At 71.5% G+C, this 23,253-nt stretch carries 18 protein-coding genes; 6 read left to right on the top strand and 12 right to left on the bottom strand.

The genetic code is table 11. From position 1 onward, the window contains the following. Nucleotides 1-97: 97 nt before the first annotated feature. The gene (locus ACFT4A_RS08305; protein ID WP_382827061.1) at nt 98-2,035 is read right to left on the bottom strand and encodes a glycogen debranching N-terminal domain-containing protein; all 1,938 of its coding nucleotides are present in this window, start codon (nt 2,033-2,035) and stop codon (nt 98-100) included. After that, the gene (locus ACFT4A_RS08310; protein WP_382827063.1) at nt 2,032-3,444 is read right to left on the bottom strand and encodes a trehalase family glycosidase; all 1,413 of its coding nucleotides are present in this window, start codon (nt 3,442-3,444) and stop codon (nt 2,032-2,034) included. Before ACFT4A_RS08310 ends, ACFT4A_RS08305 begins: the two co-directional genes overlap by 4 nt. 121 nt (nt 3,445-3,565) lie before the next feature. Here ACFT4A_RS08310 and ACFT4A_RS08315 point away from each other — a divergent pair, with 121 nt between their 5' ends. From ACFT4A_RS08315 to ACFT4A_RS08325, 3 genes are all read left to right on the top strand, one after another. Then, nucleotides 3,566-4,804 (top strand): ROK family protein, encoded by a 1,239-nt coding sequence (locus ACFT4A_RS08315; RefSeq protein WP_382827065.1) that lies wholly within the window; start codon nt 3,566-3,568, stop codon nt 4,802-4,804. 405 nt (nt 4,805-5,209) lie between these two features. Then, nucleotides 5,210-7,957 carry a pyruvate, phosphate dikinase gene (gene ppdK, locus ACFT4A_RS08320; RefSeq protein ID WP_382827067.1) on the top strand — a complete coding sequence of 916 codons (2,748 nt, stop codon included), beginning with the start codon at nt 5,210-5,212 and terminating at the stop codon, nt 7,955-7,957. 494 nt (nt 7,958-8,451) lie between these two features. Then, a complete protein-coding gene (locus ACFT4A_RS08325; RefSeq protein WP_382827069.1) occupies nt 8,452-9,783 on the top strand; it encodes an erythromycin esterase family protein in 1,332 nt (443 codons plus the stop codon). A 7-nt stretch (nt 9,784-9,790) separates the two neighbouring features. Here ACFT4A_RS08325 and ACFT4A_RS08330 read toward each other — a convergent pair whose 3' ends face one another. The 8 genes from ACFT4A_RS08330 to ACFT4A_RS08365 form a co-directional block, all read right to left on the bottom strand. Then, a complete protein-coding gene (locus tag ACFT4A_RS08330) occupies nt 9,791-10,981 on the bottom strand; it encodes a serine hydrolase domain-containing protein (RefSeq protein WP_382827071.1) in 1,191 nt (396 codons plus the stop codon). Further along, entirely contained in the window at nt 10,978-11,496 is a 519-nt protein-coding gene (locus ACFT4A_RS08335) for an NUDIX hydrolase (RefSeq protein ID WP_382827073.1), read from the bottom strand. The genes ACFT4A_RS08330 and ACFT4A_RS08335 overlap by 4 nt, the downstream gene beginning before the upstream one ends. A 91-nt stretch (nt 11,497-11,587) precedes the next feature. Further along, nucleotides 11,588-12,097, bottom strand: coding sequence for an excalibur calcium-binding domain-containing protein (locus ACFT4A_RS08340; RefSeq protein ID WP_382827075.1), 510 nt, complete (start codon nt 12,095-12,097; stop codon nt 11,588-11,590). Nucleotides 12,098-12,724: 627 nt separating this feature from the next. Then, on the bottom strand, nt 12,725-13,468 hold the full coding sequence (locus ACFT4A_RS08345; protein WP_382827077.1) for an SDR family oxidoreductase: 744 nt from the start codon (nt 13,466-13,468) through the stop codon (nt 12,725-12,727). A 78-nt stretch (nt 13,469-13,546) separates the two neighbouring features. After that, nucleotides 13,547-14,656 carry an NADH:flavin oxidoreductase/NADH oxidase gene (locus ACFT4A_RS08350; protein WP_382827079.1) on the bottom strand — a complete coding sequence of 370 codons (1,110 nt, stop codon included), beginning with the start codon at nt 14,654-14,656 and terminating at the stop codon, nt 13,547-13,549. Nucleotides 14,657-14,828: 172 nt separating this feature from the next. Next, nucleotides 14,829-15,230 (bottom strand): RidA family protein, encoded by a 402-nt coding sequence (locus ACFT4A_RS08355; RefSeq protein WP_382827081.1) that lies wholly within the window; start codon nt 15,228-15,230, stop codon nt 14,829-14,831. Between the two features lie 46 nt (nt 15,231-15,276). Further along, nucleotides 15,277-15,930, bottom strand: a complete 654-nt coding sequence (locus ACFT4A_RS08360; protein WP_382827083.1) for an NAD(P)H-binding protein — start codon at nt 15,928-15,930, stop codon at nt 15,277-15,279. Between the two features lie 52 nt (nt 15,931-15,982). Then, on the bottom strand, nt 15,983-16,414 hold the full coding sequence (locus ACFT4A_RS08365; protein ID WP_382827085.1) for a VOC family protein: 432 nt from the start codon (nt 16,412-16,414) through the stop codon (nt 15,983-15,985). Between the two features lie 116 nt (nt 16,415-16,530). Between ACFT4A_RS08365 and ACFT4A_RS08370 the strand changes: the two genes are divergently transcribed. After that, a complete protein-coding gene (locus ACFT4A_RS08370) occupies nt 16,531-17,199 on the top strand; it encodes a GntR family transcriptional regulator (protein WP_382827087.1) in 669 nt (222 codons plus the stop codon). A gap of 154 nt (nt 17,200-17,353) precedes the next feature. Here the strand turns inward: ACFT4A_RS08370 and ACFT4A_RS08375 are convergent, their stop codons facing one another. After that, nucleotides 17,354-18,841: a sensor histidine kinase gene (locus tag ACFT4A_RS08375; RefSeq protein ID WP_382827089.1), complete on the bottom strand. Its 1,488-nt coding sequence runs from the start codon at nt 18,839-18,841 to the stop codon at nt 17,354-17,356. After that, nucleotides 18,838-19,713, bottom strand: a complete 876-nt coding sequence (locus tag ACFT4A_RS08380) for a response regulator transcription factor (RefSeq protein ID WP_382827091.1) — start codon at nt 19,711-19,713, stop codon at nt 18,838-18,840. The genes ACFT4A_RS08375 and ACFT4A_RS08380 overlap by 4 nt, the downstream gene beginning before the upstream one ends. Before the next feature lie 217 nt (nt 19,714-19,930). Between ACFT4A_RS08380 and ACFT4A_RS08385 the strand changes: the two genes are divergently transcribed. Beyond that, nucleotides 19,931-20,536, top strand: coding sequence for a carbonic anhydrase (locus ACFT4A_RS08385; RefSeq protein ID WP_382827093.1), 606 nt, complete (start codon nt 19,931-19,933; stop codon nt 20,534-20,536). An 893-nt stretch (nt 20,537-21,429) separates the two neighbouring features. Continuing rightward, nucleotides 21,430-23,127, top strand: coding sequence for a SulP family inorganic anion transporter (locus ACFT4A_RS08390; protein ID WP_382827095.1), 1,698 nt, complete (start codon nt 21,430-21,432; stop codon nt 23,125-23,127). The last annotated feature ends 126 nt before the right edge of the window (nt 23,128-23,253 follow it).

Below are 23,253 nucleotides of genomic sequence, written 5' to 3' on the forward strand. Positions count from 1 at the left end.
TTCCGTACGGGGCGCCCACCAGGTGCGTTCAGCCCGCCGGGCCAGCGCTCGGCAAACACCCGGCAAACGCCCGGCCAATCGTCCGGCCAGACGCCCCTCAGACGCCCCCGACCGCCGTGAGCAGCGCCAACGGGGCCGAGGCCGAGCGGGATTCGCGTACGCACGCGTGCGGGTACGGGACCGGCTCCGGGTGGGTGTCGCGGCCGTAGCCGGCGAGGACCTCGGGGAGCCGGTTGCCGGTGGCGGTCGCCGCGTCGACCAGGCCGCGGGCGATCGCGCGGGCCTCGTCGTGCAGTCCGTAGCGGGCCAGGCCGAGCGCGATCAGCGCGTTGTCGTGCGGCCAGACCGAACCGCGGTGGTAGGAGAGCGGGTGGAACGCCGGCTGGCCGGCGGCCAGGGTGCGCACGCCCCAGCCGGAGAAGAAGTCCGGTTCGAGGAGGCGCCGGCCGACCTGTTCGCCGTACTCCTTGTCCAGCAGGCCCGACCACAGCAGATGCCCGGCGTCGGAGGCGAGGGCGTCGACCTGGGCGCCCCGGCCGTCGAGCGCGAGCGCCGGGAAGGAGTGCTCCGCCATCCAGAAGTCCCGCTGGAAACGGTCGCGCAGATCACCGGCCGCCTGTTCCAGCAGGTCCGCGTACGTCCCGTCCTGCCACACCGTGCGCGCGAGCCACGCCGTGCGGCGCAGCGCGTCATAGGCGTAGCCCTGGGCGCCCGCGGCCGTCACCGGGCCGTTGGGGCGGGTGCCCTCGGCGGAGCAGATGGCGCCGGGGGAGTCCTTCCAGTTCTGGTTGGCGAGGCCGCCCTGGTCGGCGCGGTAGACGAGGTAGCCGCGCGAGGTCAGGCCGCCGTGGTCGAGCATCCAGCCGACGGCCGCGCGGGCGTGTGACTGGAGGCGGTGGGCCAGGGCGGTGTCGCCGGTCTGCTCCGTGTACGCGCCGAGGAGCACGAGGAACAGCGGTGTGGCGTCGACCGAGCCGTAGTAGCGGCCGTAGGGGACCTGGCCGAAGTGCGCCAGTTCGCCGTGCCGCACCTCGTGGACGATCTTTCCGGGCTGGGCGACCTCGCTCGTGCCCGCGTCCGTGGCCTGGGTCGCGGCGAGCGCGGGCAGGGTGGCGGCGGCCAGCCGGGGCCGGTAGGGCAGCGCGAACAGCGACGTCAGCAGGGCGTCCCGGCCCAGCAGCGTCAGGAACCAGGGAGCACCGGCGGCCGGGACGCGCAGTTCCTCGCCGTCCGGGCCCTTGGCCGGGACCTGGAGCGCGGCGAGGTCGGCGAGACCCCGGGAGCAGGCGGCGGCCAGCTCCGGCCAGCCGGTCGGGAAGGCCAGGCCCTCTATGAACTCGCCTTCCCGGGCGAGCAGTTGCTCCCTCACGGCGGCGGGGGAGCGGGGGACGCGCAGGGCCCGCTTCTCGCCGTGCGGGCGGGCCATGACCCGCAGGACCAGCTCGGCGGTGCCGTGCGGTGCGAGCTCCAGCGTCCAGACCAGGCGGCGGGCGCCGGTGCCGGTCTCCTCCACGGCGTCCGGCTGGGGCTCGGCCGTCACCGTCGTGCATGAGCGCCACTCGCCGCGCCGGTAGGCGAACTCCACGCCGTGGCCGAGGACCTGGCGGGAGCGGACCGCACCGGCCTTGGTGTAGGTGCGGTGGTCGGAGCGCAGCTCGAACTGGTCGGTGAAGTCGGCGTCGGCGGTGACCGCGAGGCGGACCGTCGTCGGCGCCGGACGGTTGCTGGTGATCCGCAGCGACTCCACGAACGAGGCGTCCCCGACGGCCTGTTCACGGAAGAGCGTGTACGCGGGCGGCTCGTCGCGGCCGCCGCGCGGCACGAGGACACAGCGCGCCGTGTCCCCGTCGGCCACCGGCGTCAGCGTGTCGGGCACGGCCCCGTCCACGGTGAGCTGCCACCGGCTGAGATGCCGTGCGTCCCGTACGAACATGCCGTCCGGGGCGCTGCCGCCCCGGTAGCCGCTGATGTCGCCGCGGTCTCCGACGGCGGCGAACGTGCCGCCGTGCACGAGCAGATGATGCCGGTCCGTCATCCCCGGTCCCCTCCCTTGATCGCCGTGACGCCGTTTCTGTCCCCTGCGGGCCGGTCGTGCAGCAGGTCGAGCGTGAGCGCGGCGGTCCAGCCGAAGCCGGTGGCGCCGCAGGCCTGTGCCGTGTACGGGTCGACGTACTCCGCGAAATCGGAGGCGCCGGCGGTGTGCAGGATGCCCTTGCGCAGGGCGTCGGCCCGGCCGCGCTCGCCGTGCAGCCGCAGGCCGCCCTCCAGGAGCCAGTTGGTGTTGATCCAGGCCGGGCCGCGCCAGTAGCGGTGCGGGTCGAAGGCCTCGCCGAGCAGGTCGTAGCTGGGCACCAGGCGGGTGGTGCCGCCGAGGCCGAAGTGCGGGCCGCACATCGTGCGGACCAGGGTGGCGGCGAGGTCGCGGGGCAGGGTCGGCAGCAGCAGCGGGATCAGTCCGGAGACACCGCGCTCGGGGATCGGCTCCCCGGCGCGCACGTCCCGGCACAGGAACATCCCGGCGGCCGGCTCCCACAGCCGCTCCACCAGCGCGGCGGTGAGCCGCTCGGCGCGGGCCTGCCGGGCCGTCGACGCCGCGCCCAGCTCGTGGGCGATCCGGGCCAGGGCGTACTCGGAGGCGATGAGCAGCGCGTTGAACGCCGGGTCCTCCACGGCGAACTCCCCCGCCCCGTCGGCGTATCCGCGGTCCCGGTAGTCGCTCGCCAGCCGCACGTACCGCCCGTAGTCCAGATCCGTCGGCCGGTCCTCGGGGGAGCCGTGGTCGAGGTCGGCGCGGCGGAAGGAGCGGGCCGGGGCCGGGGTGACCCGGGACAGCGGACGGTCCCAGCAGGGACTGTTGTCCATTCCCTGCTCCCAGGGGTGCACGACGGACACCAGCCCGCCCCCGCCCAGGTCGCGCCGGTGCAGCAGATACCGGTGCCAGGCCGCGAGGCGGGGGTACATCCGGGTGAGGAAGCCGCGCGCCCGCGACAGCCCGGGGTCGGCCAGGTGCACCAGCCACACGGCCAGCGCGTGGACCGGTGGTTGCACGATCCCGGAGGTCTGTACGGTGCGCGGGGCGCCCGCGGTACGTCCCGCGGTCGAGGAGCGCCAGAAGTCGGGGCTCGGGAAGTACGCGTCGAGGGGGACGGAGGGGTTGAAGACGATGTGCGGGATCCGCCCGTCCGCCCACTGGGCCGCCAGCAGCGTGTCCAGTTCCGTCTGGGCGCGTAACGGCGAGACGTGCCGCAGGCCGATCGCGATGAACGCCGAGTCCCACGACCACTGGTGGGGATACAGGCTGCGCGAGGGCACGGTGGACGTCCCCGTCCAGCCTGCCTCCAGCACGGCGGCTGCCCTGACCTGCAGGGGTGAGGCGGTGCTGGACGGATCGTATGCAACGGTGCGTCCGGTACGACGTAGGGCGCGTTGGGCGGTGCGGTCCACTCGGGGCTCTCCGAAAAGACGTCCGGCCGGCCGGTTCGGCCGCGGCTACCGTAGGGTTACGTCTATTTAACACGCAAAACCCACTATGTAAGGCAAGGTTGAGAAACACAAGGGGGTGTGCATGACCGGACAGCCCGGAAGAACGGGACAGAGAACGGGACGCGGTGCCGGCCAGGCGAGCGCCGGCGAACTGCTCGAACTGGTGCGCAGTCGCCGTGCGGTGACCCGGGGTGCCCTGCAGCAGGCGACCGGACTGTCCCGGGCCACCGTCGGGCAGCGGCTCGACCGGCTGTTCCGCGCGGGCTGGCTGCGCGAGGGCGCCGGGGGACCGGTGGACTCCCCGCTGGGCGGACGCCCCTCCATCACCCTGGAATTCGACGACGAGCACGCGGTGGTACTGGCCGCCGACCTCGACACCCGGCACGCCCGGGCGGCCGTGCTGTCGCTGAGCGGCGAGATCCTCGCCGAGCACTCCGGCACCCTGGTCGTCGAGGACGGGCCGGACGCGGTGCTCGGCGAACTCGGCCGCTGGTTCGCCGAGCTGCTGGAGAAGGCGGGCTGCCCGGCCGCGTCGGTGTGCGGGGTCGGGCTCGCGGTGCCCGGTCCGGTCGACACCGAGACCGGCCGTGTCGTCCAGCCGCCGATCATGCCCGGCTGGGACGGCTACGGCATACGGGGCCGGCTGTCCCGGGCCCTCACCGAGCACACCGGCGCCGCCGCCGTGCCCGTGCTGGTGGACAACGACGCCAACCTCATGGCGTACGGCGAACAACGCACCGGCTACCCCGACTGCTCCGCCTTCGTGCTGGTCAAGGTCTCCACCGGCATCGGCGCCGGGGTCGTGGTGGACGGCTCGGTGTTCCGGGGCATCGACGGGGGCGCCGGGGACATCGGGCACATCCGGGTGCCGGAGGGCACCCAGACGCTGTGCCGGTGCGGTTCCTACGGCTGTCTGGCCGCCGTCGCGAGCGGTGGGGCGGTGGCGCGGCGGCTGGCGGAGGCCGGGGTGCCGGCGGCCTCCGGCTCGGATGTGCGGGACCTGCTGGCCTCCGGGCACCCCGAGGCGGTCGGTCTCGCCCGGGAGGCCGGGCGCCGGGTCGGGGACGTGCTGGCGACCGTCGTGACCCTGCTGAACCCCGGCGTGCTGATGATCGCCGGGGATCTGGCCGGAACTCCCTTCCTGACAGGCGTGCGCGAACTGCTCTACCAGCGGGCGCTCCCCCGCTCCACGGCCCATCTGGACGTGGTGACCTCACGGCTGGGCGAGCGAGCCGGGCTGGTGGGAGCCGGTGCGATGGTCGTGGAGCACCTGTACGCCCCCGAGCGGGTCGAGGAGCGGCTGCGGGCGCTCGGCGTGTGACAAGGACATTTCGCCCCCGCTGCCCGTCCGCATGGTGAAATCCGACGGGCTGTGGCAGCGTGATTCTCGCCACCTCTGATAAGGCTTGCGCTCAGATGAGCGGATCATGAGCGGCTGCACTTCTCCAAGGGGTGGCACTGAGTGCCACGCTTTGATCGTTCATCGATCGAACTCAAGCGTGGAGAACCCCGCTCAGATGAGCGCTCAGTGGGCTCAATGGAGGTTCATGCGTTCAAGAAGTGAACACATGCGGCTGTGATTGCTTGCCAAGCCTTGACTTTCGATCCGCTGGCGGACGAGTGGTTACAGGCGCATGACGCACGCATGGACGTACCCAGACGCCTTCGATCTGGGTATGTTCCTCGCCGTCAGGGCAGCCACCGCGTCCTCGAGGAGTCGAGACCCGTGTCGGAAAACAAAGATCTCCCGGTAGCCGAGCAGGCCGCGAGCGTTGAGGGCGTGAAGTTCGTTTACGACTTCACCGAGGGAAACAAGGACCTCAAGGACCTCCTCGGTGGCAAGGGCGCGAACCTCGCCGAGATGACGAACCTGGGCCTGCCGGTCCCGCCCGGCTTCACGATCACCACCGAGGCCTGCAAGGTCTACCTCGACAGCGGCGCGGAGCCGGCGGCACTGCGTGACGAGGTGAGTGCACACCTCGACGCGCTCGAGGCCCGCATGGGCAAGAAGCTCGGCCAGGCGGACGACCCGCTGCTGGTGTCGGTGCGCTCGGGCGCCAAGTTCTCCATGCCCGGCATGATGGACACCGTCCTCAACATCGGTCTCTCCGACAAGTCGGTGCAGGGCCTCGCCAAGCAGGCCGGCGACGACCGCTTCGCCTGGGACTCCTACCGCCGCCTCATCCAGATGTTCGGCAAGACCGTCCTCGGCGTCGACGGGGAGCTCTTCGAGGACGCGCTGGAGGCGGCGAAGGCGGCCAAGAAGGTCACGGTCGACACCGAGCTGGAGGCGGCCGACCTCAAGAAGCTCGTCACCAAGTTCAAGAAGATCGTCAAGACCGAGGCCGGCCGGGACTTCCCGCAGAGCCCGCGCGAGCAGATGGACCTCGCCATCCACGCGGTCTTCGACTCCTGGAACACCGACCGGGCCAAGCTCTACCGCCGCCAGGAGCGCATCCCGCACGACCTGGGCACGGCCGTCAACGTCTGCTCCATGGTCTTCGGCAACCTCGGCCCCGACTCCGGCACCGGCGTCGCCTTCACCCGCGACCCCGCCTCCGGCCACCAGGGCGTCTACGGCGACTACCTGCAGAACGCGCAGGGCGAGGACGTCGTCGCGGGCATCCGCAACACCGTGCCGCTCGCCGATCTGGAGCAGATCGACAAGAAGTCGTACGACCAGCTGATGCAGATCATGGAGACGCTGGAGAACCACTACAAGGATCTCTGCGACATCGAGTTCACCATCGAGCGCGGTGTGCTGTGGATGCTCCAGACCCGTGTCGGCAAGCGCACCGCGGGCGCGGCCTTCCGCATCGCGACCCAGCTGGTGGACCAGGGCCTGATCGACGAGGCCGAGGCGCTCACCCGCGTCAACGGCGCCCAGCTCGCGCAGCTGATGTTCCCGCGCTTCGACGAGGACGCGAAGGTCTCGCAGGTCGGCCGGGGCATCGCGGCCTCGCCGGGCGCGGCGGTCGGCAAGGCGGTCTTCGACTCGTACACGGCTGTGAAGTGGTCGCGTTCCGGCGAGAAGGTCATCCTGATCCGCCGTGAGACCAACCCCGACGACCTGGACGGCATGATCGCCGCCGAGGGCATCCTGACCTCGCGCGGCGGCAAGACCTCCCACGCGGCCGTCGTCGCGCGCGGCATGGGCAAGACCTGTGTCTGCGGCGCCGAGGAGCTGGAGGTCGACACCAAGCGCCGCCGGATGACCGTCCCGGGCGGGCACGTCGTCGAGGAAGGCGACGTCGTCTCCATCGACGGCTCCTCCGGCAAGGTCTACCTCGGTGAGGTGCCGGTCGTGCCCTCGCCGGTCGTGGAGTACTTCGAGGGCCGGATGCACCCGGGTGCCGACGACGCCGACGAGCTGGTCGAGGCCGTCCACCGCATGATGGCCTTCGCCGACCGCAAGCGTCGGCTGCGCGTGCGCGCCAACGCGGACAACGCCGAGGACGCGCTGCGCGCCCGCCGCTTCGGCGCCCAGGGCATCGGCCTGTGCCGCACCGAGCACATGTTCCTCGGCGACCGGCGCGAGCTGGTGGAGCGGCTGATCCTGGCCGACACCCAGGCCGAGCGCGAGGAGTCCCTCAAGGAGCTGCTCCCGCTCCAGAAGCAGGACTTCGTCCAGCTCTTCGAGTCGATGGACGGCCTCCCGGTCACCGTCCGCCTCCTGGACCCGCCGCTGCACGAGTTCCTGCCCGACATCACGGAACTCTCCGTCCGCGTGGCCCTCGCCGAGTCCCGCCAGGAGCCGCACGAGAACGAACTCCGCCTGCTCCAGGCGGTCCACCGCCTGCACGAGCAGAACCCGATGCTGGGTCTGCGCGGAGTCCGTCTCGGCCTGGTCATCCCCGGCCTGTTCACCATGCAGGTCCGGGCGATCGCCGAGGCCGCGGCCGAGCGCAAGGCCGCCAAGGGCGACCCGCGCGCCGAGATCATGATCCCGCTCGTCGGCACGGTGCAGGAGCTGGAGATCGTGCGCGAGGAGGCCGACAAGGTCATCGCCGAGGTGGAGGCGGCCTCGGGCGCGCAGCTCAAGCTGTCCATCGGCACGATGATCGAGCTGCCGCGCGCCGCCCTGACCGCCGGTCAGATCGCCGAGGCCGCGCAGTTCTTCTCCTTCGGCACGAACGACCTGACCCAGACGGTGTGGGGCTTCAGCCGGGACGACGTGGAGGCCTCGTTCTTCACGGCGTACCTGGAGAAGGGCATCTTCGGCGTCTCCCCGTTCGAGACGATCGACAAGGACGGCGTCGGCTCCCTGGTCAAGCTCGCCGCCAAGGCCGGCCGCGAGACCCGCCCCGACCTCAAGCTCGGCGTCTGCGGCGAGCACGGCGGTGACCCGGAGTCGGTCCACTTCTTCCACGAGGTCGGACTCGACTACGTCTCCTGCTCCCCGTTCCGCATCCCGGTGGCCCGCCTGGAGGCCGGCCGCGCGGCGGTCCAGTCCCAGGGCAGCGACCACCGCTAGCCCGGCGGCCCTCGCGGGCCCTCAGAACCCGGAGCCGTCGTCGGTCCCCGACCCTCACCGATCGCGGCGGCTCCGGACTACGGAGGAGAGGGGGCGGCACCTTGTGCGGGGTGCCGCCCCCCTCCTGAGCTGTCGGCGCTTCCGACCGGCCTTTGCGAGACACTCGGGCATGGACAGGAAACCGGCACCGGGCGCCCTCAGCACAGGCCGACGCTCGTACCTGGACGAGGCACTCGAGATCTTCGAAGCCGATCTCAACCCGGGCGACCCCGTGCACCGCAGAGCGGGACAGCTCGCGAATCTGGCCGTGCAGGTACTGGGCGAGTACGCGGACCTTCTTGGCGAGGCCGACGAGCATCTGCCACCGGCTGAGCGCGCACGCGTCGTGCCCGCGCACAAGGAGCGCGCCCTCACGTGCGTGTGCGCGGGCCCCGTTCGGGTGAATGACCGGGCCTGCTGCGGCATGGCTGATCCGGGTAGGGCACGTATGCGGTATGTCGTGTCTGCGTCCATGGACCTTCGTCGTTCTCGCGGTGTCGCTCCTCGCGCCGACTCCCGCGGCCACCGCTGCCGAGGACCCCGTCGTGCCGGCTCTGGAGCGGACCGCGAGCCCCCTGCGCACCGCCGAACCCGGCGGGGACGTCGGCGACCTCCGTGCGATCGGCAGGGCGGTCGGCGGTGCGGTCGTGGTGGGGATGGGGGAGGCGACGCACGGGTCGCACGAGTTCCTCGCCGTCAAGGACCGGGTCTTCCGGTACCTGGTGGAGCGGCGGGGCTTTCGCACCTTCGCGCTGGAGACGGCCTGGAGCACCGGAGCGCGCCTCGACGACTACGTCGTGCACGGCGAGGGCGACCCGCGGCGCATCATGCGGGAGGACTTCCAGTACACCTACGTGCTGAACAACACCGCCGAGAACCTGGCACTGGTCGAGTGGATGAGGGCGTACAACCGCCGTCATCCGAAGGACCCGGTGCGGTTCATGGGTGACGACTGGGGTTACACGGGGCCTGAGCTGTACGACCGGGTGACGGCCTACGCGGGACGGGTCCGGCCGGATCTCGCACCGCGGTTCGAGGAGCTCTACCGGGGGCTGCGCCCGACCGTCCCCTCCGGCGAGTACCAGAAGGCGTATCTGGCCCGGCCCCTCGCCGAACGGCAGGACATGGCCTCCCGGACCGGACGTGCCCTGAAGCTGGTGGAGTCACTCGGGCCACGCGCCGAGGCCGGACGGGAGGAGTTCGCCGAAGTGCTGCGGCACGCCACGGTCATCGACCAGACGGCGACCGGCTACGGCTTCGACTTCGCGGATCCGCGGCAGGTCGCCGAGGCCATGCGGTGGCGGGACGGCGTCATGGCGGACAACGTCGTCTGGTGGCACGAGCACACCGGGCACCGGATCCTGCTGGCGGGCCACAACAACCACATCGGCTACGAACCGGAGGACCCGAAGATCCTGCCCAGGACACAGGGCGCGTTCCTCCGGGACCGGCTCGGCAGCCGCTATGTGAGTGTCGGACTCACCTTCGGCCAGGGCTCGTTCAAGGCCACCGACCCGGAGGAGGTACACATGCTCACCCACACGGTCGGCCCCCCGCGGAACGGCAGCAACGAGCACACACTGGACCAGGTGCGGTACGACCGCTACGTCCTGGACCTGCGGACCGCCCCGGGAGCGGCCCGCTCCTGGCTCGCCGTGGCCCGGCCCACGCGCAGTGTCGGCACCGCCTACCCGGAGGAGCGGAACTGGTTCGACCTCGCGCTGGGCCGCTGCTTCGACGTGCTGATCCATCAGGACCGGGTGCGGGACGTGGACCTGCTGTCCTGAGGGGTGGTCACCGTCGGCACAACATCCGGTCGATGAGCCCCTGCAGGGCCTTCTCGGTGGTGAGGAGCCGGGTGTCGTCGGTGGTGCGGCCGTTGACCGTGACGATCACGGACCGGCTGCCGTCGGCGGTGAAGCCCGTTCTGACGAAGGTGCCTTCGAGGTCGCCGTGGTGGCCCCAGCGGCTGCCGCCGCACGGCAGTGGCTGCTCCATCAGGCCGAGGCCGTAGCGCAGTCCGGGCGTGAACCGCTGGTGCTCCTCGTTGCCGGGGACGGTGGTGCGCATCGCGGCGAGTTCCCGGGGCGGCAGCAGTTCGCCGGTGAGCAGGGCCGTGAAGAACCGGTCCAGGTCGCGGGAGGTGGAGACCAGCGCACCGGCGGTACCGGCCCACGCCATGTTCCGGACGGTGGTGTCGGTGTAGCCGCCGGATCCGGCGAACCGGTGGTAGGTGTGGGCGTACGGCTTCGGCAGGGAGGGGTCGTCTCCCGGGACGCGGGTGCCGCGCAGCCCCAGCCGGCGGACGATCCGGTCCTCCACCTCCTCGGCCCAGGGATGTCCCGTGACCTTCTCGACGACGGCGCCCAGGAGGTGGTAGCCGGTGTTGGAGTAGTTCCAGCGGGGCTCGGGGTCGGCGGGGTCGGCAGGGGGAAAGTCCGGGGCGTGCCGCAGCGCGGCGGCGACGAGGTGTTCGGGGGCGATGTGGTCGAAGCGCCTGCGCTCGAACTCCTGGGCCGTACGGCCGGTCAGCTCGGTGGAGTCGTAGTCGTGCAGGCCGCTGGTGTGCTGGAGCAGGTGTCTGATGGTGATGCGGCTGCCGTCGTTGCCGTGTCCCTGGACGAGGCCGGGCAGCCAGTGCTCCACCGTGTCGTCCAGGGACAGCCGCCGCTCGGCGGCCAGTTGCAGCACGGCCACGGCCACGAAGGACTTCGTGACGCTGGCGGCCCGGAAGTGCGCACCCTTCGGCACGGGCCGGCCGGTGCCGAGGGCGGCCGTGCCTGCGCTTGCCTCGACGGTGTGCCGGCCGTCCCGGACGCGGATCTGGACGCTGACCGCCCCGGTGGATTCCAGGGCTCCGGTCGCCTCCTGCCGCAGCCGGTCCGGCGGGAGAGGCGTGTCGGCCGGGGACGAGGGCGTGCCGAGGCTCAGGGCGAGCGCGAGAGCGGCCAGGACGACGGCCGCCAGGCGGTGCGGCGCGCTCACTGGGGCAGGCCTTCGCGCAGGCATACGGCGGTGCCGGTCAGGGCGGCGGTGTGCAGGGCGGTCAAGGTCGGGAGTTGGTTCGTCAGCGGGGTGGACTCCAGGTCGCTCAGGGCGAACAGGCCGTCGTCGTCGTGCTCCGCGCTGCGCCTGACGGACGGTTCGGCCGGCAGACGGCCGCCGTGGAAGTAGAAGTCGATCACCGGGCCGGTGCCCTTCACATCGGCCCGGTGGTCGTAGCCGATGAGCCGGGGATCATGGTCGAGGAGGATGCCGGTCTCCTCGAACAGCTCCCGGCGCGCGGCACCGACGGGGTCCTCTCCGTGGTCGAGCATGCCGCCCGGCAGCCCCCAGAGCCCGGCACCGGGCTGCCACCCGGCGTAGCGCAGCAGCAGGATCCGGTCCTCGGCGTCGAGGAGCAGGACGCAGGACGCGACGATGGTCTGCGGCAGCGTCTTGATCCACTCGGCGCGCGGCAGCACGGGCTGTGCGTCGGGGGAGGGCACGGTCGTGTCCACGGTGATGTTCCTTCCGTCGGCCGGGCAGCCCGTACGAGCTGCCCCACCGGAGGAACGGCCGGACGCACCGATGGTCACCGGCTCACCCGGGTCACGTGTCGCAGCCGACCCCGTCGTTGTCACGGTCCAGGTGGGAGGCGTACCCGGGTTCACCACGGCTGATGGGCGCGGCACCGGCGGCGCGGACGGCGCTGCAGTTGGCGTAGTAGACGTCGGTGTCGCCGGAGCCGCTGCCGCTGCCGCCTGAGCCGCTGTCGTCGGAGCCGCCGCCCGTCGCCGGCCTGGCGGTGACCGTGGTGGTGGTGGCCCTGACGGTCTTGGTGGCGGTGACCGTGGGAGCCGGTTCCGGCTTCTTCGCGAGCGGTGTCGCGGTGGCCGTCGCCGTCGCGGTGACCGTCACGGTCGGCTGCGGCTTCGCGGCCGCGGGCTTCGCGTCGGTGGTGGTGTCCCCGCCGCCGATTCCCATGCCGATGAAGAGGGCCAGGCCTAGGGCGGGCAGCACGTAGCGCTTCCGGGCCCAGCGGGGTGCCTGTCTGCCGGGCTGCGGCATGGGCGGTGCGGGGTACGGGTTGTTGTGCGGGCCGGTGTACGGATTGGTCATGGTCATCCCCCCAGAGGTGGTACGTGAGGGGATGACCGTAGGACCGGGCGGCCCGACGTGAGGGAGAGGTGGCCATTTTGTGATGTTCACGTGAAGGTGGAGGGTGGGGCTACGAGCGGAACGGGCCCTTCACCTCGTACGTGATGCCTCCCGACGAGCTGCCGGTCGTGCCGCGTTGGCTGGAGAAGTACAGGGTGTCGTTGCTCCTGCGGCACAGGTTCTCTGGGGCTGTGGCTCTGCGGGGATCGTTGTGATCGGTTCGTCGCGTGAGGTTGCGGTACTGAGCCGGAGAGCGAGATCGACCGCATGAGCGACGTCTGCGTCTGCGTCTGCGTCTGCGTCTGCGTCTGCGGCTGGGGCAGGTGGCCGGCCTGCGCCGGGCCGACTGCCACTTGATGCGGTATCCGCGGACGGGCAGGGGTGCCTCGACGATCTCGTCGTCGAGGGCGACGAGCCGCTCTCAGAAGACGCTGCCGTCCGTGCCGGTGAGCACGCGGACCGCGCCCGGCAGTGAAGGCAGAGCTCCAGTACGCCTCGGCCGTAACTCTCCTTGAGGTTCGGCGAAAGCGGGCGGGCCCGATGCGGGTCGTCCCGCCGTGGCAGGGGCCCTCGTCCGGGCCTGGCGTGTTACCAGTTCTGGCGGGTGGGCGAGATGACCAGGTCGTTGACGGTGACGTCGGCGGGCTGGTCGAGTGAGTAGACGACGGCGTCGGCGATGGCCTCGGGGCTGATGGCGATGGTATTGAGCTCTTGGGCGGCCTTGCGTCCGGCGGGGTCGGTGACCTTGTCGGCCCAGCCGGTGTCGATGACGCCGGGGCTGATCGTGGACGCCTTGATGCCTTCGTGGACGCCGAGTTCCTTGCGCATGGATTCGGTCATGGCCTGAACGAAGAACTTCGTCGCGCTGTAGACACCGGCGCCGTCGCCGACCTGGTGTCCGGCCACGGAGTCCATGTTCAGGATGTGGCCGGACTTCTGGCGGAGCATCACTGGCAGGACGGCGTGGACGCCGTTGAGGTAGCCGCGGATGTTGACGTCGAGCATCCGGTTCCAGTCGTGGAGCGCGAGGTCCTTCCAGTAGGAGAAGAGCATCAGGCCGGCGTTGTTGACGAGGACGTCGATGCGCCCGTAGGCGGCGACGGTGAAGTCGGCGAGAGCCTGCATGTCCGCGGCGTCGGCGACGTCGGTGAGCCTGGCGGCGGCGGTGCCGCCGGCCTTCTCGATGTCGGCGACCAGCTGGTCGAGGTCTTCCTGGCCGCGGGCGGCGGCGACGATCTTGGCGCCGCGGGCGGCGAGGGCCTTGGCGCTGACGGCGCCGATGCCGGAGGAGGCGCCGGTGATGACGACGACCTTGTCCTGCAGGTGGTTCATGGGGATCTCCCAATGCGGTGGTCCAGCACGCCTTCCCTGGTGGGGCAGCGCGGCGGAGGCTGTACGTGGGTGGGGAGGTCAGCGCTTGCGGCGCTTGACGACGTAGGCGTACTGGTCCGGCCAGGTCGGCTCGGCGTCGAGTGCGAGCGCGGCGTGCTGGGCCCAGTAGGGGTTGCGGAGCAGTTCGCGGCCGAGGAATACGGCGTCGGCCTGCCCGCTGGTGATGATGTCCTCGGCCTGCTGCGGCTCGGTGATGATGCCGACGGCTGCGGTGGGGATGCCGGTTGCCTGGCGGGCCTGGTCAGCGAAGGGCACCTGGTAGTTCGGCCCGGCGACGATCTTGGCGTCGCGGACCATGCCGCCGGTGGATACGTCGAGCAGGTCGACGCCGTGGGCTTGGAGTTCCTTGGCGAGGCGGACGGTGTCGTCCCCGGTCCAGCCCTCGCGGGTGTCCTCGGAGTTCTCGGTCAGCCAGTCGGTGGCGGAGGTGCGGAAGAAGACCGGCAGGTCCTCGGGCCACACGGCGCGGACGGCGTCGACGACCTCCAGGGCGAAGCGGATCCGGTTTTCGAAGCTGCCGCCGTAGGCGTCGATGCGGTGGTTGGAGGCCGGGGAGAGGAAAGAGTTGATCAGGTAGCCGTGGGCGCCGTGTACCTCGGCCACCTGGAACCCGGCGGCCAGTGCGCGCCGCGCGGAGTCGGCGAAGTCGCCTACGAGCTGCTGGATCTCTTCCACGGTCAGCTCGTGCGGGTCAGCGAGTCCGTCGTAGGCGATCGCGCCGGGGGCGACGGGCTGCCAGCCGCCCTCGGACTCGGTCAGGTAGCGGTCGGACAGCCAGGGCTTGTCCACCGATGCCTTGCGGCCGGCGTGGGCGAGCTGGATGGCCGGGACGGCACCGTGCGCCTTGATGGCCTCGGTGATGCGGGTGAACGCTTCCTGCTGGCGGTCGTTCCACAGGCCCAGGTCCCAGGGGCTGATGCGCCCGTCGGGCCGGACACCGGTGGCCTCGGCCATGACCAGACCCGCGCCGCCTGCGGCACGGGAGGCCAGGTGGGCGAGGTGGAAGTCGGTCGGCGCGCCGGTCTCCTCGCCCTCGGGGGCGGCGGAGTACATGCACATCGGGGACATCCAGACCCGGTTGGGTATCTGCAGGGATCGCAGGGTGAGGGGGGTGAACAGCGTGCTCACGGTATTTCTCTTTCGGGTGGGGGAGGGCAGGCCGCAGGAAGGCCGGCGTCGAGGGGGAGAGGGGCGGGAGTCGCTCAGCGGACGGTGAGGGAAGCCGCGGCGTCCGCGCGTGGGACGGGGACGGCGGCGGTCCGCTCGGCCGGCTCCACCCGGCCCGTGCCGGGGCTCATCGTCAGGCGGGCAGGCGGGTGTCGAGGACGAAATTGACCTCGATGAGCTGACCCGGGAAGAACAGCGAAGCGACGCCGATGGTGGAGCTGGTGGGGCGGTGGTCACCGAAATAGGCCAGGTTTGCCGCGGCCATCGCCATGCTGTACTTCGGCAGGTCCACGATGAACTGAGTCTCGGAGACGACCTGGTTGCGCGTGGCGCCGTAGTGGGAGAGCACCTTCTCGAAGTTGGCGTAGGACTGCTTCAGCTGAGCGTCGAAGTCGCCCGGGTGGAGGAAGGTGCCCGCCGCGTCGTGCGAGAGCTGCCCGGAGACGTAGATGGTCTCGCCGACCTTGATGGCCTGGGCGAAACCGAACTCCTTCTCACCGGAAACGTCGTGGCTGTAGGAATCTATGGCGGTCATGGTGCTACTCCTTGCTGGTGGTGCGTTGGTCGACGGGGGGAGGAGGTCAGGCGGACGCGAGCTGCGCTGCGGCGTCGGCGACGGGGGTGTCGCCTGAGGTGAGCTCGACGATCACGCGGTTCAGGCGCGGCTCGTGGAGGGCGGCGTCGATGAACGCGGCGACGTCGTCGCGGTGCACGTCGCCGTACTCGACGGCGGGGCCCGCCGTGACCCGGCCGCTGCCGGGGCTGTCCAGGAGGGTTCCGGGACGGACGATCAGCCAGTCGAGATCGGTGCGCGTCAGGTACACGTCGGCGCTCTTCTTGACCTTGATGTAGTGCTCGAAGCCCTCACCGGCCTCGCCGCCGCGCAGCGCATCGGGGAACACCGAGACCAGGACGAACCGCGTCACCTCGGCGAGCGCGGCCGCGTCGGCGGCCCTCTGAAGGCCCTTGCCGTCGATGAGGGTCGTCTTGTCCATGCCGGTGCCGTGCGCGCCGGCCGAGAAGACCACCGCGTCATGGCCCCGCAACTTCTGCGCGAGGTCGTCGACCGCGTCGGTGATGAGATCACCGATCAACGGTGTCCCGCCGGCCTCTCGCACGGTCTCGCCCTGAGCGGGCCCGCGATGCATGCCGGTCACCGATTCCCCGCGCGCGATGAGGAGCTGAGTGAGGCGGCGGCCGACTCCACCGGCAGCGCCGATCTGGAACACCTTCATGAGTTCGTCCCGTCTTTCGTGGGGGGGGAAAAAGTGGTGCGGTGGCCGCCGGTCAGACGGCGAACACCTGGGAGTCGTCGGAGAACGCCTTGAACTCCAGGGCGTTGCCGGCCGGGTCGAGGAGGAACATCGTGTGCTGCTCGCCCTTCTGGCCGGCGAAGCGGACATAGGGCTCGATGACGAACTCGACGCCTGCCGTGCGCAGCCGCTCGGCGAGCCCCTGGAAGGCGGGGATCGTCAGGATCAGCCCGAAGTGCGGCACCGGGACGTCGTGACCGTCGACCGGGTTGTGTATCCGCTGCGCGCGCTCAGGTGCCAGATGCGTGACGAACTGGTGGCCGTGCAGATTCCAGTCCACCCAGGTGTCCGCGCTGCGGCCCTGCTCCAGACCCAGCACGTCGCCGTAGAAGCGACGCGCGGCAGCCAGGTCGTCGACCGGCACGGCCAGGTGGAACCGGGGGATCGGGGAGTCGAGGACAGTCATGGCACTGCCTTTCCGAGAGTGGGTCCCAAAGGGATCTCCCATTGTCCTAATGTTAACAATGAGACAATGACGTGATGTTAACATTAGGACGTAGTGCGAGGAGGTGCAAGTCAGGCATGAGTGATCAGCGCAAGGTGTCTCCGGCCCGCCGCCGTGGCCTGTCGGACGAGGTCGCAGACCGGATCCGGGAGGCCATCTTCAGTGGGGTCTACGCCCCCGGCGCTCAGCTTCGCGAGGTGGAACTGTCCGCCATGATGGATGTCAGCCGCGGCCCGGTACGTGAAGCACTGCGCGTACTGGAGCGCGAGGGGCTGGTCCACTGCGCGTGGCACCGCGGGACGACAGTGACGACGGTGTCTCCTGAGGATGTCGCGGAGCTGGACAGCCTGCGTGGCGCACTGGAAGACCTGGCGGTCCGCCAAGTGATCACGCGCGCCTCGGACGAGGACCTCGCGTCCCTCGCCAAGGCGGCCGAGGTCATGAAGCACGTATCGGACGCCCACGAGATGGTGCGACTGGACATCGCCTTCCATGACGCCGTCTTCGCCGCCGCCGGCCACCAGCGCCTCGCCGACGCCTGGGACGGAATTCGGTGCCAGGTCCACCTGTTCCTGCTGACCCGGATCAACCTCAGTACTGACGGGTACCTCGGCTGCATCCCGCGCGAACACCACGGGCTCGTGACCGCGCTGCGCTCCCGCGACACCGAAACCGCGCTCGGCCTCTTCGCCACACACCGCCGCCACGCCGTCGACGTGGTGACCGGAAACGACGCCCCGAACTGAGTGCCGCGGGCGGCTGCCCGCAGTCAGCCGGCCTGGCCGGCGAGCGTGATCGTGACCTGGCTTCACCGGGCTGTACCGACGTGTCCAGGGGACCGATCTCCGGTCTATGCCTCGTGATGCCGCCTGTGTGTCCGGCGAGGCCGCCTGCGCGTTCTCACGCCGGCAGCGCCGGTACCTCCCGTCTCGGCTTCCTCGACCGGTCGCCGCCCGGTCCCGGCCCCTCGACCGGCGGGCGTACGGAGGGGAGGCGGATCACCACGTCCAGACCGCCCGTCGCCGCCGCGTGCAGGGACGCCTCGCCGCCGCTGGCGTGGGCGAGCCGCTGCACCAGGGCGAGGCCGAGCCCCGTGCCGCCCTTGGGGGCGCCCGGGGCGCGCCAGAAGCGGTCGAAGGCCCGGGCGCGTTGCTCCTCCGTCATGCCCGGGCCCTCGTCGGTGATGTGCAGGTCGACCCAGCGGGGGCGGGTGTCGCGCAGGGCCCGGCGGGACGGGGCCTGCAGGCGCAGCTCGATGGTGACGGTACTGCCGGCCGGAGACGCCCGCAGCGCGTTGGAGAGCAGGTTGTCCATGATCTGCTCGACGGCTCCCGGTACCGCGAGCACCGGGCCCACGCTCCCCGCGAAGAGCACGAGGGAGACGTCCTCCCGCGCGAACAGGGGCTGCCAGGTGCGATGCCGTTCCGTGCAGAGCGCGCCCAGGTCGACGGTGGCGGGGATGGCCGCGTGCTCCTCCAGCCGGGCCATCGCCAGCAGGTGCTCGACCATCCGGGCGAGCCGGTCCGTCTCCGTGACGGCGGCGGTGAGGCTGCCCCGGGCCCGGGCCGCGATGTCCGGCTCCAGGTTCTCCAGGCGCAGCCGCAGCGCCGCCAGCGGCGTCTTCAGCTGGTGCGAGGCCTCGCCCGCGAACGCCCGCTGGGAGGCGAGCAGATGGGCGAGCCGGGCCGCGGTGTGGTTGAACGCGGCGGCCAGACTGCGGACCTCCGGCGGGCCCTTCGTGATCGTCACCGGGGTGAACCGGCCGCCGCCCTCGGCCAACTCGTGCGTCGCGTGCTCCAGTTCGCGGATGGGGCGGCCCATCCAGCGGGCGAAGGCGAAGCCGACCGCGGTGACCGCCGTCAGCACGGCGAAGCCGCCCAGGGCGAGCAGCAGCCACACATGGTGGACGCGCTCGTGCACCATGCGCGTGGGCACCGTCAGCCACACCGCGCCCACCGGCCGCGCCTCCTGGCCGACCGGCGCCGCCACCGACAGGTACTCGACGCCGCCGATGGTGGAGGTGCGGACGTCCACCGTCGAGGTGCCCCGCAGTGCGGCCGCGATGCCCGGCCGAGCGGCCAGATTGCCGGACATCGCGGGGTCCGTCGGGTGGGAGGTGGCGAGGGACGCGCCCGAGGCGTCGACGATCACCACCTTCCCGCCGATGCGCTGCGCGCAGTGCGCCACCCGCGTGGGCAGGTCCCGCTCGGCCCGCCCCGCCGCGAGGGACAGCGCGGCGTACGCGGAGACCGACTCGGCCTCGTCCTTCGCCGCGTTGACCACCCGCTCCCGCTCCCCGCGCGAGTAGACGAAGCCCAGCGGGATCTCCAGGCAGAGCAGCACCAGCGCGGCGAGACTGAGGTAGCTGAGCAGCAGCCGGCGGGTCACGGAGAGGCCACCTGCGCGGCGCCCGGCCCGGTGTGCACGGACAGCCGGAAACCGACGCCCCGCAGGGTCCGGATCCACGCCGGGTGGCCCAGCTTGCGGCGCAGCGCGGCCACATGGACGTCCAGGGTCTTGGTCGGGCCGTCGTAGTGCGGGTCCCAGACGCGGTCCAGGATCTGCTGGCGCGAGTAGACCGCCCCCGGGTCCTCGCTGAGGAGCGCCAGCAGGTCGAACTCCTTGGGGGTGAGCAGGACGGGGGCCTCGCCGACCCAGACCTGACGGGTACGGCGGTCCACCACGAGCGGGCCCGGGTCGTGCGGGGGGTCGGGGGCGGGGTCGTACGAGGCCGCCGCGGGGGCTTCGTAGGACATGGCCGGGGCCGGTTCGTACGGGGGTGGGGGTGGGGGTGTGGGGGTGGGGTCGTACGCGGGCTGGCGCTGTTGGTGCGGCTGGTGCTGTGTATCGAGGGTGCCCGGTGTGCCTGGTGCACCCGGTGTCTCGGGGAACGCCTGGTGGGTGCGTTGTGTGCGCCGGGTCACCGCGCGGACCCGGGCGACCAGCTCTCGTACGCTGAAAGGTTTCGCCAGGTAGTCGTCGGCGCCCAGTTCCAGGCCCAGTACGCGGTCGGCCTCCTCGCCGCGTGCGCTGAGGATGACGATGGGGACGTCCGAGACCTGCCGGATGCCCCGGCAGACGTCGATGCCGTCCATGTCGGGCAGTCCCAGGTCGAGCAGGACGACGTCGTTGTACGGGCCTCTCAGCCCGTCCGTGCCCGTGGCGACATGATCGACCGTCAGCCCGAAGTGGCCGAGGCCTTCGGTGAGCGGCTCGGCGATCGTCTCGTCGTCCTCGATGAGCAGCACTCGTATGCCCATACGTCCTGTCTCTCCGTGAGCCGGCATGAATCCGGGCAGCGCGAATTCGCATTCTCTGCCCTGGAGTTCACACGCTACAAGACTACCGTTCGTCTGTATATGCGGGACAAAGAATGTTCAATTCCTGTCCGGGCTCTGGAGTTTACTTAACCTTCCTCTGTAGGTCGACCGTCTACGGTGGGGTGCAGACGAAGAAACCCCAGCTCAGGAGGCGGAGTTGAAGGCACTGCTCGATCGGGCCCGCACGTTCAGGACGCGCATCGATTTCGACAGCGGCGAATACCGGAAACTGGCTGAAGGGCAATATCCGGAGGTGCTGTTCATCACCTGCTCGGATTCGCGGGTCATTCCAGCGCTGATCACGGGAGCGCGGCCCGGCGAGATATTCGAGCTGCGCAACGCGGGCAATATCGTGCCGCCCTACGGACGGCCCGGGGCCTCCGGCGAGGCGGCCACCATCGAGTACGCACTGGAGGTGCTCGGGGTTCAGGACATCGTGGTGTGCGGTCACTCACACTGCGGTGCGATGGGCGCGCTGAAGTCCGGCGACGACCTGTCCGGACTGCCCGGCGTCGACGCCTGGCTCCGCATCGCCCGCCCGGAGCTGACCTCCGTACTGGAGACCGCGCCGGACGACCCGTCCCTCCCGGAGGTCTCCCAGGGCAACGTCGTCAACCAGCTGGCCGCGCTGCGGAGTTACCCCGTCGTACGACAGCGGCTCGACTCGGGCCGGCTGCGGCTGCACGGCTGGTACTACGAGGTCGACACGGGCTTCGTGTACGAACGCGGCGACGACGGCACGTTCCTGGTGCATGCCGCATGAGCGGGGCACATGCGCGGGGACGGGGTGCTGCCGCACGGGGTGGCCGGGGGGCCGGCCCGGGGGGAGGTACGGCGGACCCGGGAGCGGCCGGGGCCGAGGGGGGTGTCTCGGACTGGGGGTCGAGTGGTCCGGGGCAGGACACGGGGGGTTGGCGGTCGGCCGGGGCGGCGGAGAGCGGGGCTGACTGGGGGGCGGGGGGTTCTACGGGGGGTTCTGCGGGCTGGGGGTCGAGTGGTCCGGGGCAGGACACGGGGAGTTGGCGGTCGGCCGGGTCTGCGGAGGCCGTTGCGGAATGGGGAGCTGCTGGTCGTTCGGAGGGCGGGACCGGCCGGGGGGCGAGTGGTCCGGCGGTGGGGGCCGTTGCGGACTGGGGGACGAGTAGTCCCGGGGAGGGCACGGGGGGTTGGCGGTCGGCCGAGGCCGAGTCTGGCTGGGGGGCGGACGGTTCGCTTGGGGATCCTCCGGGATGGGGGCCGGGCAGTGCCGGGGAGGGCACGGGGGCTTGGCGGTCGGCTGGGTCTGCGGAGGCCGTTGCTGGCTGGGGGTCGGGCGGTCCGGGTGGGGACTCTCCGGGTTGGGGGCCGGGTAGTGCTGGGGAGGGCACCGGGGGCTGGCGGTCGGCCGGGGCTTCGGATGTCGTCGCTGACTGGGGGGCGGGCGGTCGTTCCGAGGGTGGGGGTGACTGGCGGTCGGGTGGCTCCTCAGGGGGTGACGCGGACTGGCGGGCCGGTGTGTCGGGCGGGCCGTCGGGGGGCGCGGCGGGGGAGTCCGGCCGGCGTCCGGGGGGTGGCTCTGTCGGAGGCCCGGCGGCGGGTGGGCCTCCTGGAGGTCCGGCAAAGGGCGGTCCTGCCGTAGGTCTGTCAGGGGGTGGGCTGGGCGGGCTCGTCCGCAAGGTGACAGGGGGCGCGGGGGGCAAGGCCGGGGCCAAGGCCGACCTCGTCACCGACATCACCGCCTCGCTCGTCGTCTTCCTCGTCGCGCTGCCGCTGTGCATCGGCGTGGCCGTCGCCTCGGGGGTTCCGGCCGAGCTCGGGATCATCTCCGGGGTGATCGGCGGGCTGGTCGTGGGCGCGGTCAAGGGCAGTACGCTCCAGGTCAGCGGGCCGGCCGCCGGGCTCGCCGCGCTCGTGGCGGACACCGTCGCGGACGTCGGCGTGGCCATGCTCGGCGTGATCGTGCTGTTCGCCGGCATCCTGCAGATCGTCCTCGGACTGGTGAAACTGGGCCGGATGTTCCAGGCCACCTCGGTCGCCGTCGTCCAGGGCATGCTGGCCGGCATCGGCGTGCCGCTGATGTTCAGCCAGGCCTATCCGATGGCCGACGCCAAGGCCCCCGGCACCGCGATCGAGAACATGGCCGGCATCCCCGGGCTGCTGGCCGGCGTCCTGACGAACCCGCAGGCGATGATCGCCACCCTGCTCGGCATCGTCACGATCGTGCTCAGCTTCGTGTGGAAGAAGATGCCGGGCCCGGCCGGGAAGATCCCGGCCGCACTGGTCGCCGTCGGTATCGGCGTGGTCGTCGCCGCGCTGCCCGGCGTGGACGTGAAGACGCTCCAGGTGGGCAACCTGCTCGCGTCCGTGAACCTCCCGGGCGCGGAGCAGTTCGGCGCGCTCACCGACGGGGCGATCATCACCGCCATCCTCACCTTCACGGTCATCGCGTCCGCCGAGAGCCTGTTCACGGCCGCCGCCGTGGACCGGATGCACAGCGGCCCGCGCACCCGCTACAACACCGAGCTGGTCGCCCAGGGCGTCGGCAACACCGTCGCGGGCGTCCTCGGCGCACTCCCGATCACCGCGGTCGTGGCCCGCAGTTCGGCGAACGTCCAGGCCGGGGCCAAGACCCGGCTCTCCCGCACGCTGCACGGCCTGTGGCTGCTCGCGTTCGCGCTGCTGCTGCCGCAGGTGCTCGCGCTGATCCCGATCTCGGTGCTCGCCGGTGTCCTCGTGCACAGCGGCTGGAAGCTGTTCGCGCCCGCCGAGTTCCCGAAGATGTGGCGGCAGGACCGGGGCGAGTTCGCGGTGATGACGCTGACCACACTGGTCATCGTCGCGACCGCGCTGCTGGAGGGCGTGCTGTTCGGCGTCGCCGCGGGCATCGTGCTGGCCGCGCTGCGCATGTCGCAGACCGTGATCCGCCAGCACATGGAGGAGGACACGGCCAAGGTCGTGATGGCCGGCAACGCCACGTTCCTGCGCCTGCCGAAGGTGATCGAGGCGCTGGAGGCGGCCGCCGCGTCCGGGAAGCCGCGGATCCGGCTGGACCTGACCGGTGTGACCCACCTGGACCACGCCTGCCGCAACCAGGTCGAGGAGTTCACCGCCCAGCAGCGCGGACTGGGGCTCCGGGTGGAACTGCTGATGCCCGGGGAGGCGAAGCAGGCCGAACCGGCCGGGTCCCGTACCGCCGCGTCCGCGGGGGAAGCCCCGGCCACGGCGCCGCTGCCCAGGCGCCCGGTCACCGGCATGGGGGAGGAGCCGGCCGAAGCGGGGGAGCCGTCGCCCTGGCCCACCGCCGACGCCGAGTGGTTCTACCTCGACACCCGGCCCCTCCCCGAGGAGCAGTCCCGCTCATCCCTCCTGGGATGACCCCCACGCGGGACAAGCCGCGGTGGCGTGCACGCAGAAGCGGGCGTGCACGCCACCGCGTGTGAATCCCCGGGCCCGTCAGCCGCAGCTGCCGCTGATCCACCGGTGGGAGCGGACCTTGTACGT

Source organism: Streptomyces sp. NPDC057099, assembly GCF_042671245.1.
Classification (GTDB): domain Bacteria; phylum Actinomycetota; class Actinomycetes; order Streptomycetales; family Streptomycetaceae; genus Streptomyces; species Streptomyces purpurascens.

Excerpts from the sequence above, each read along its gene's own strand:
- ACFT4A_RS08305 (WP_382827061.1), bottom strand. The coding sequence starts at position 2,035 with ATGACGGACCGGCATCATCTGCTCGTGCACGGCGGCACGTTCGCCGCC.
- ACFT4A_RS08315 (WP_382827065.1), top strand. The coding sequence starts at position 3,566 with ATGACCGGACAGCCCGGAAGAACGGGACAGAGAACGGGACGCGGTGCC.
- ACFT4A_RS08325 (WP_382827069.1), top strand. The coding sequence starts at position 8,452 with ATGTCGTGTCTGCGTCCATGGACCTTCGTCGTTCTCGCGGTGTCGCTC.
- ACFT4A_RS08340 (WP_382827075.1), bottom strand. The coding sequence starts at position 12,097 with ATGACCAATCCGTACACCGGCCCGCACAACAACCCGTACCCCGCACCG.
- ACFT4A_RS08345 (WP_382827077.1), bottom strand. The coding sequence starts at position 13,468 with ATGAACCACCTGCAGGACAAGGTCGTCGTCATCACCGGCGCCTCCTCC.
- ACFT4A_RS08355 (WP_382827081.1), bottom strand. The coding sequence starts at position 15,230 with ATGACCGCCATAGATTCCTACAGCCACGACGTTTCCGGTGAGAAGGAG.
- ACFT4A_RS08360 (WP_382827083.1), bottom strand. The coding sequence starts at position 15,930 with ATGAAGGTGTTCCAGATCGGCGCTGCCGGTGGAGTCGGCCGCCGCCTC.
- ACFT4A_RS08365 (WP_382827085.1), bottom strand. The coding sequence starts at position 16,414 with ATGACTGTCCTCGACTCCCCGATCCCCCGGTTCCACCTGGCCGTGCCG.
- ACFT4A_RS08370 (WP_382827087.1), top strand. The coding sequence starts at position 16,531 with ATGAGTGATCAGCGCAAGGTGTCTCCGGCCCGCCGCCGTGGCCTGTCG.
- ACFT4A_RS08380 (WP_382827091.1), bottom strand. The coding sequence starts at position 19,713 with ATGGGCATACGAGTGCTGCTCATCGAGGACGACGAGACGATCGCCGAG.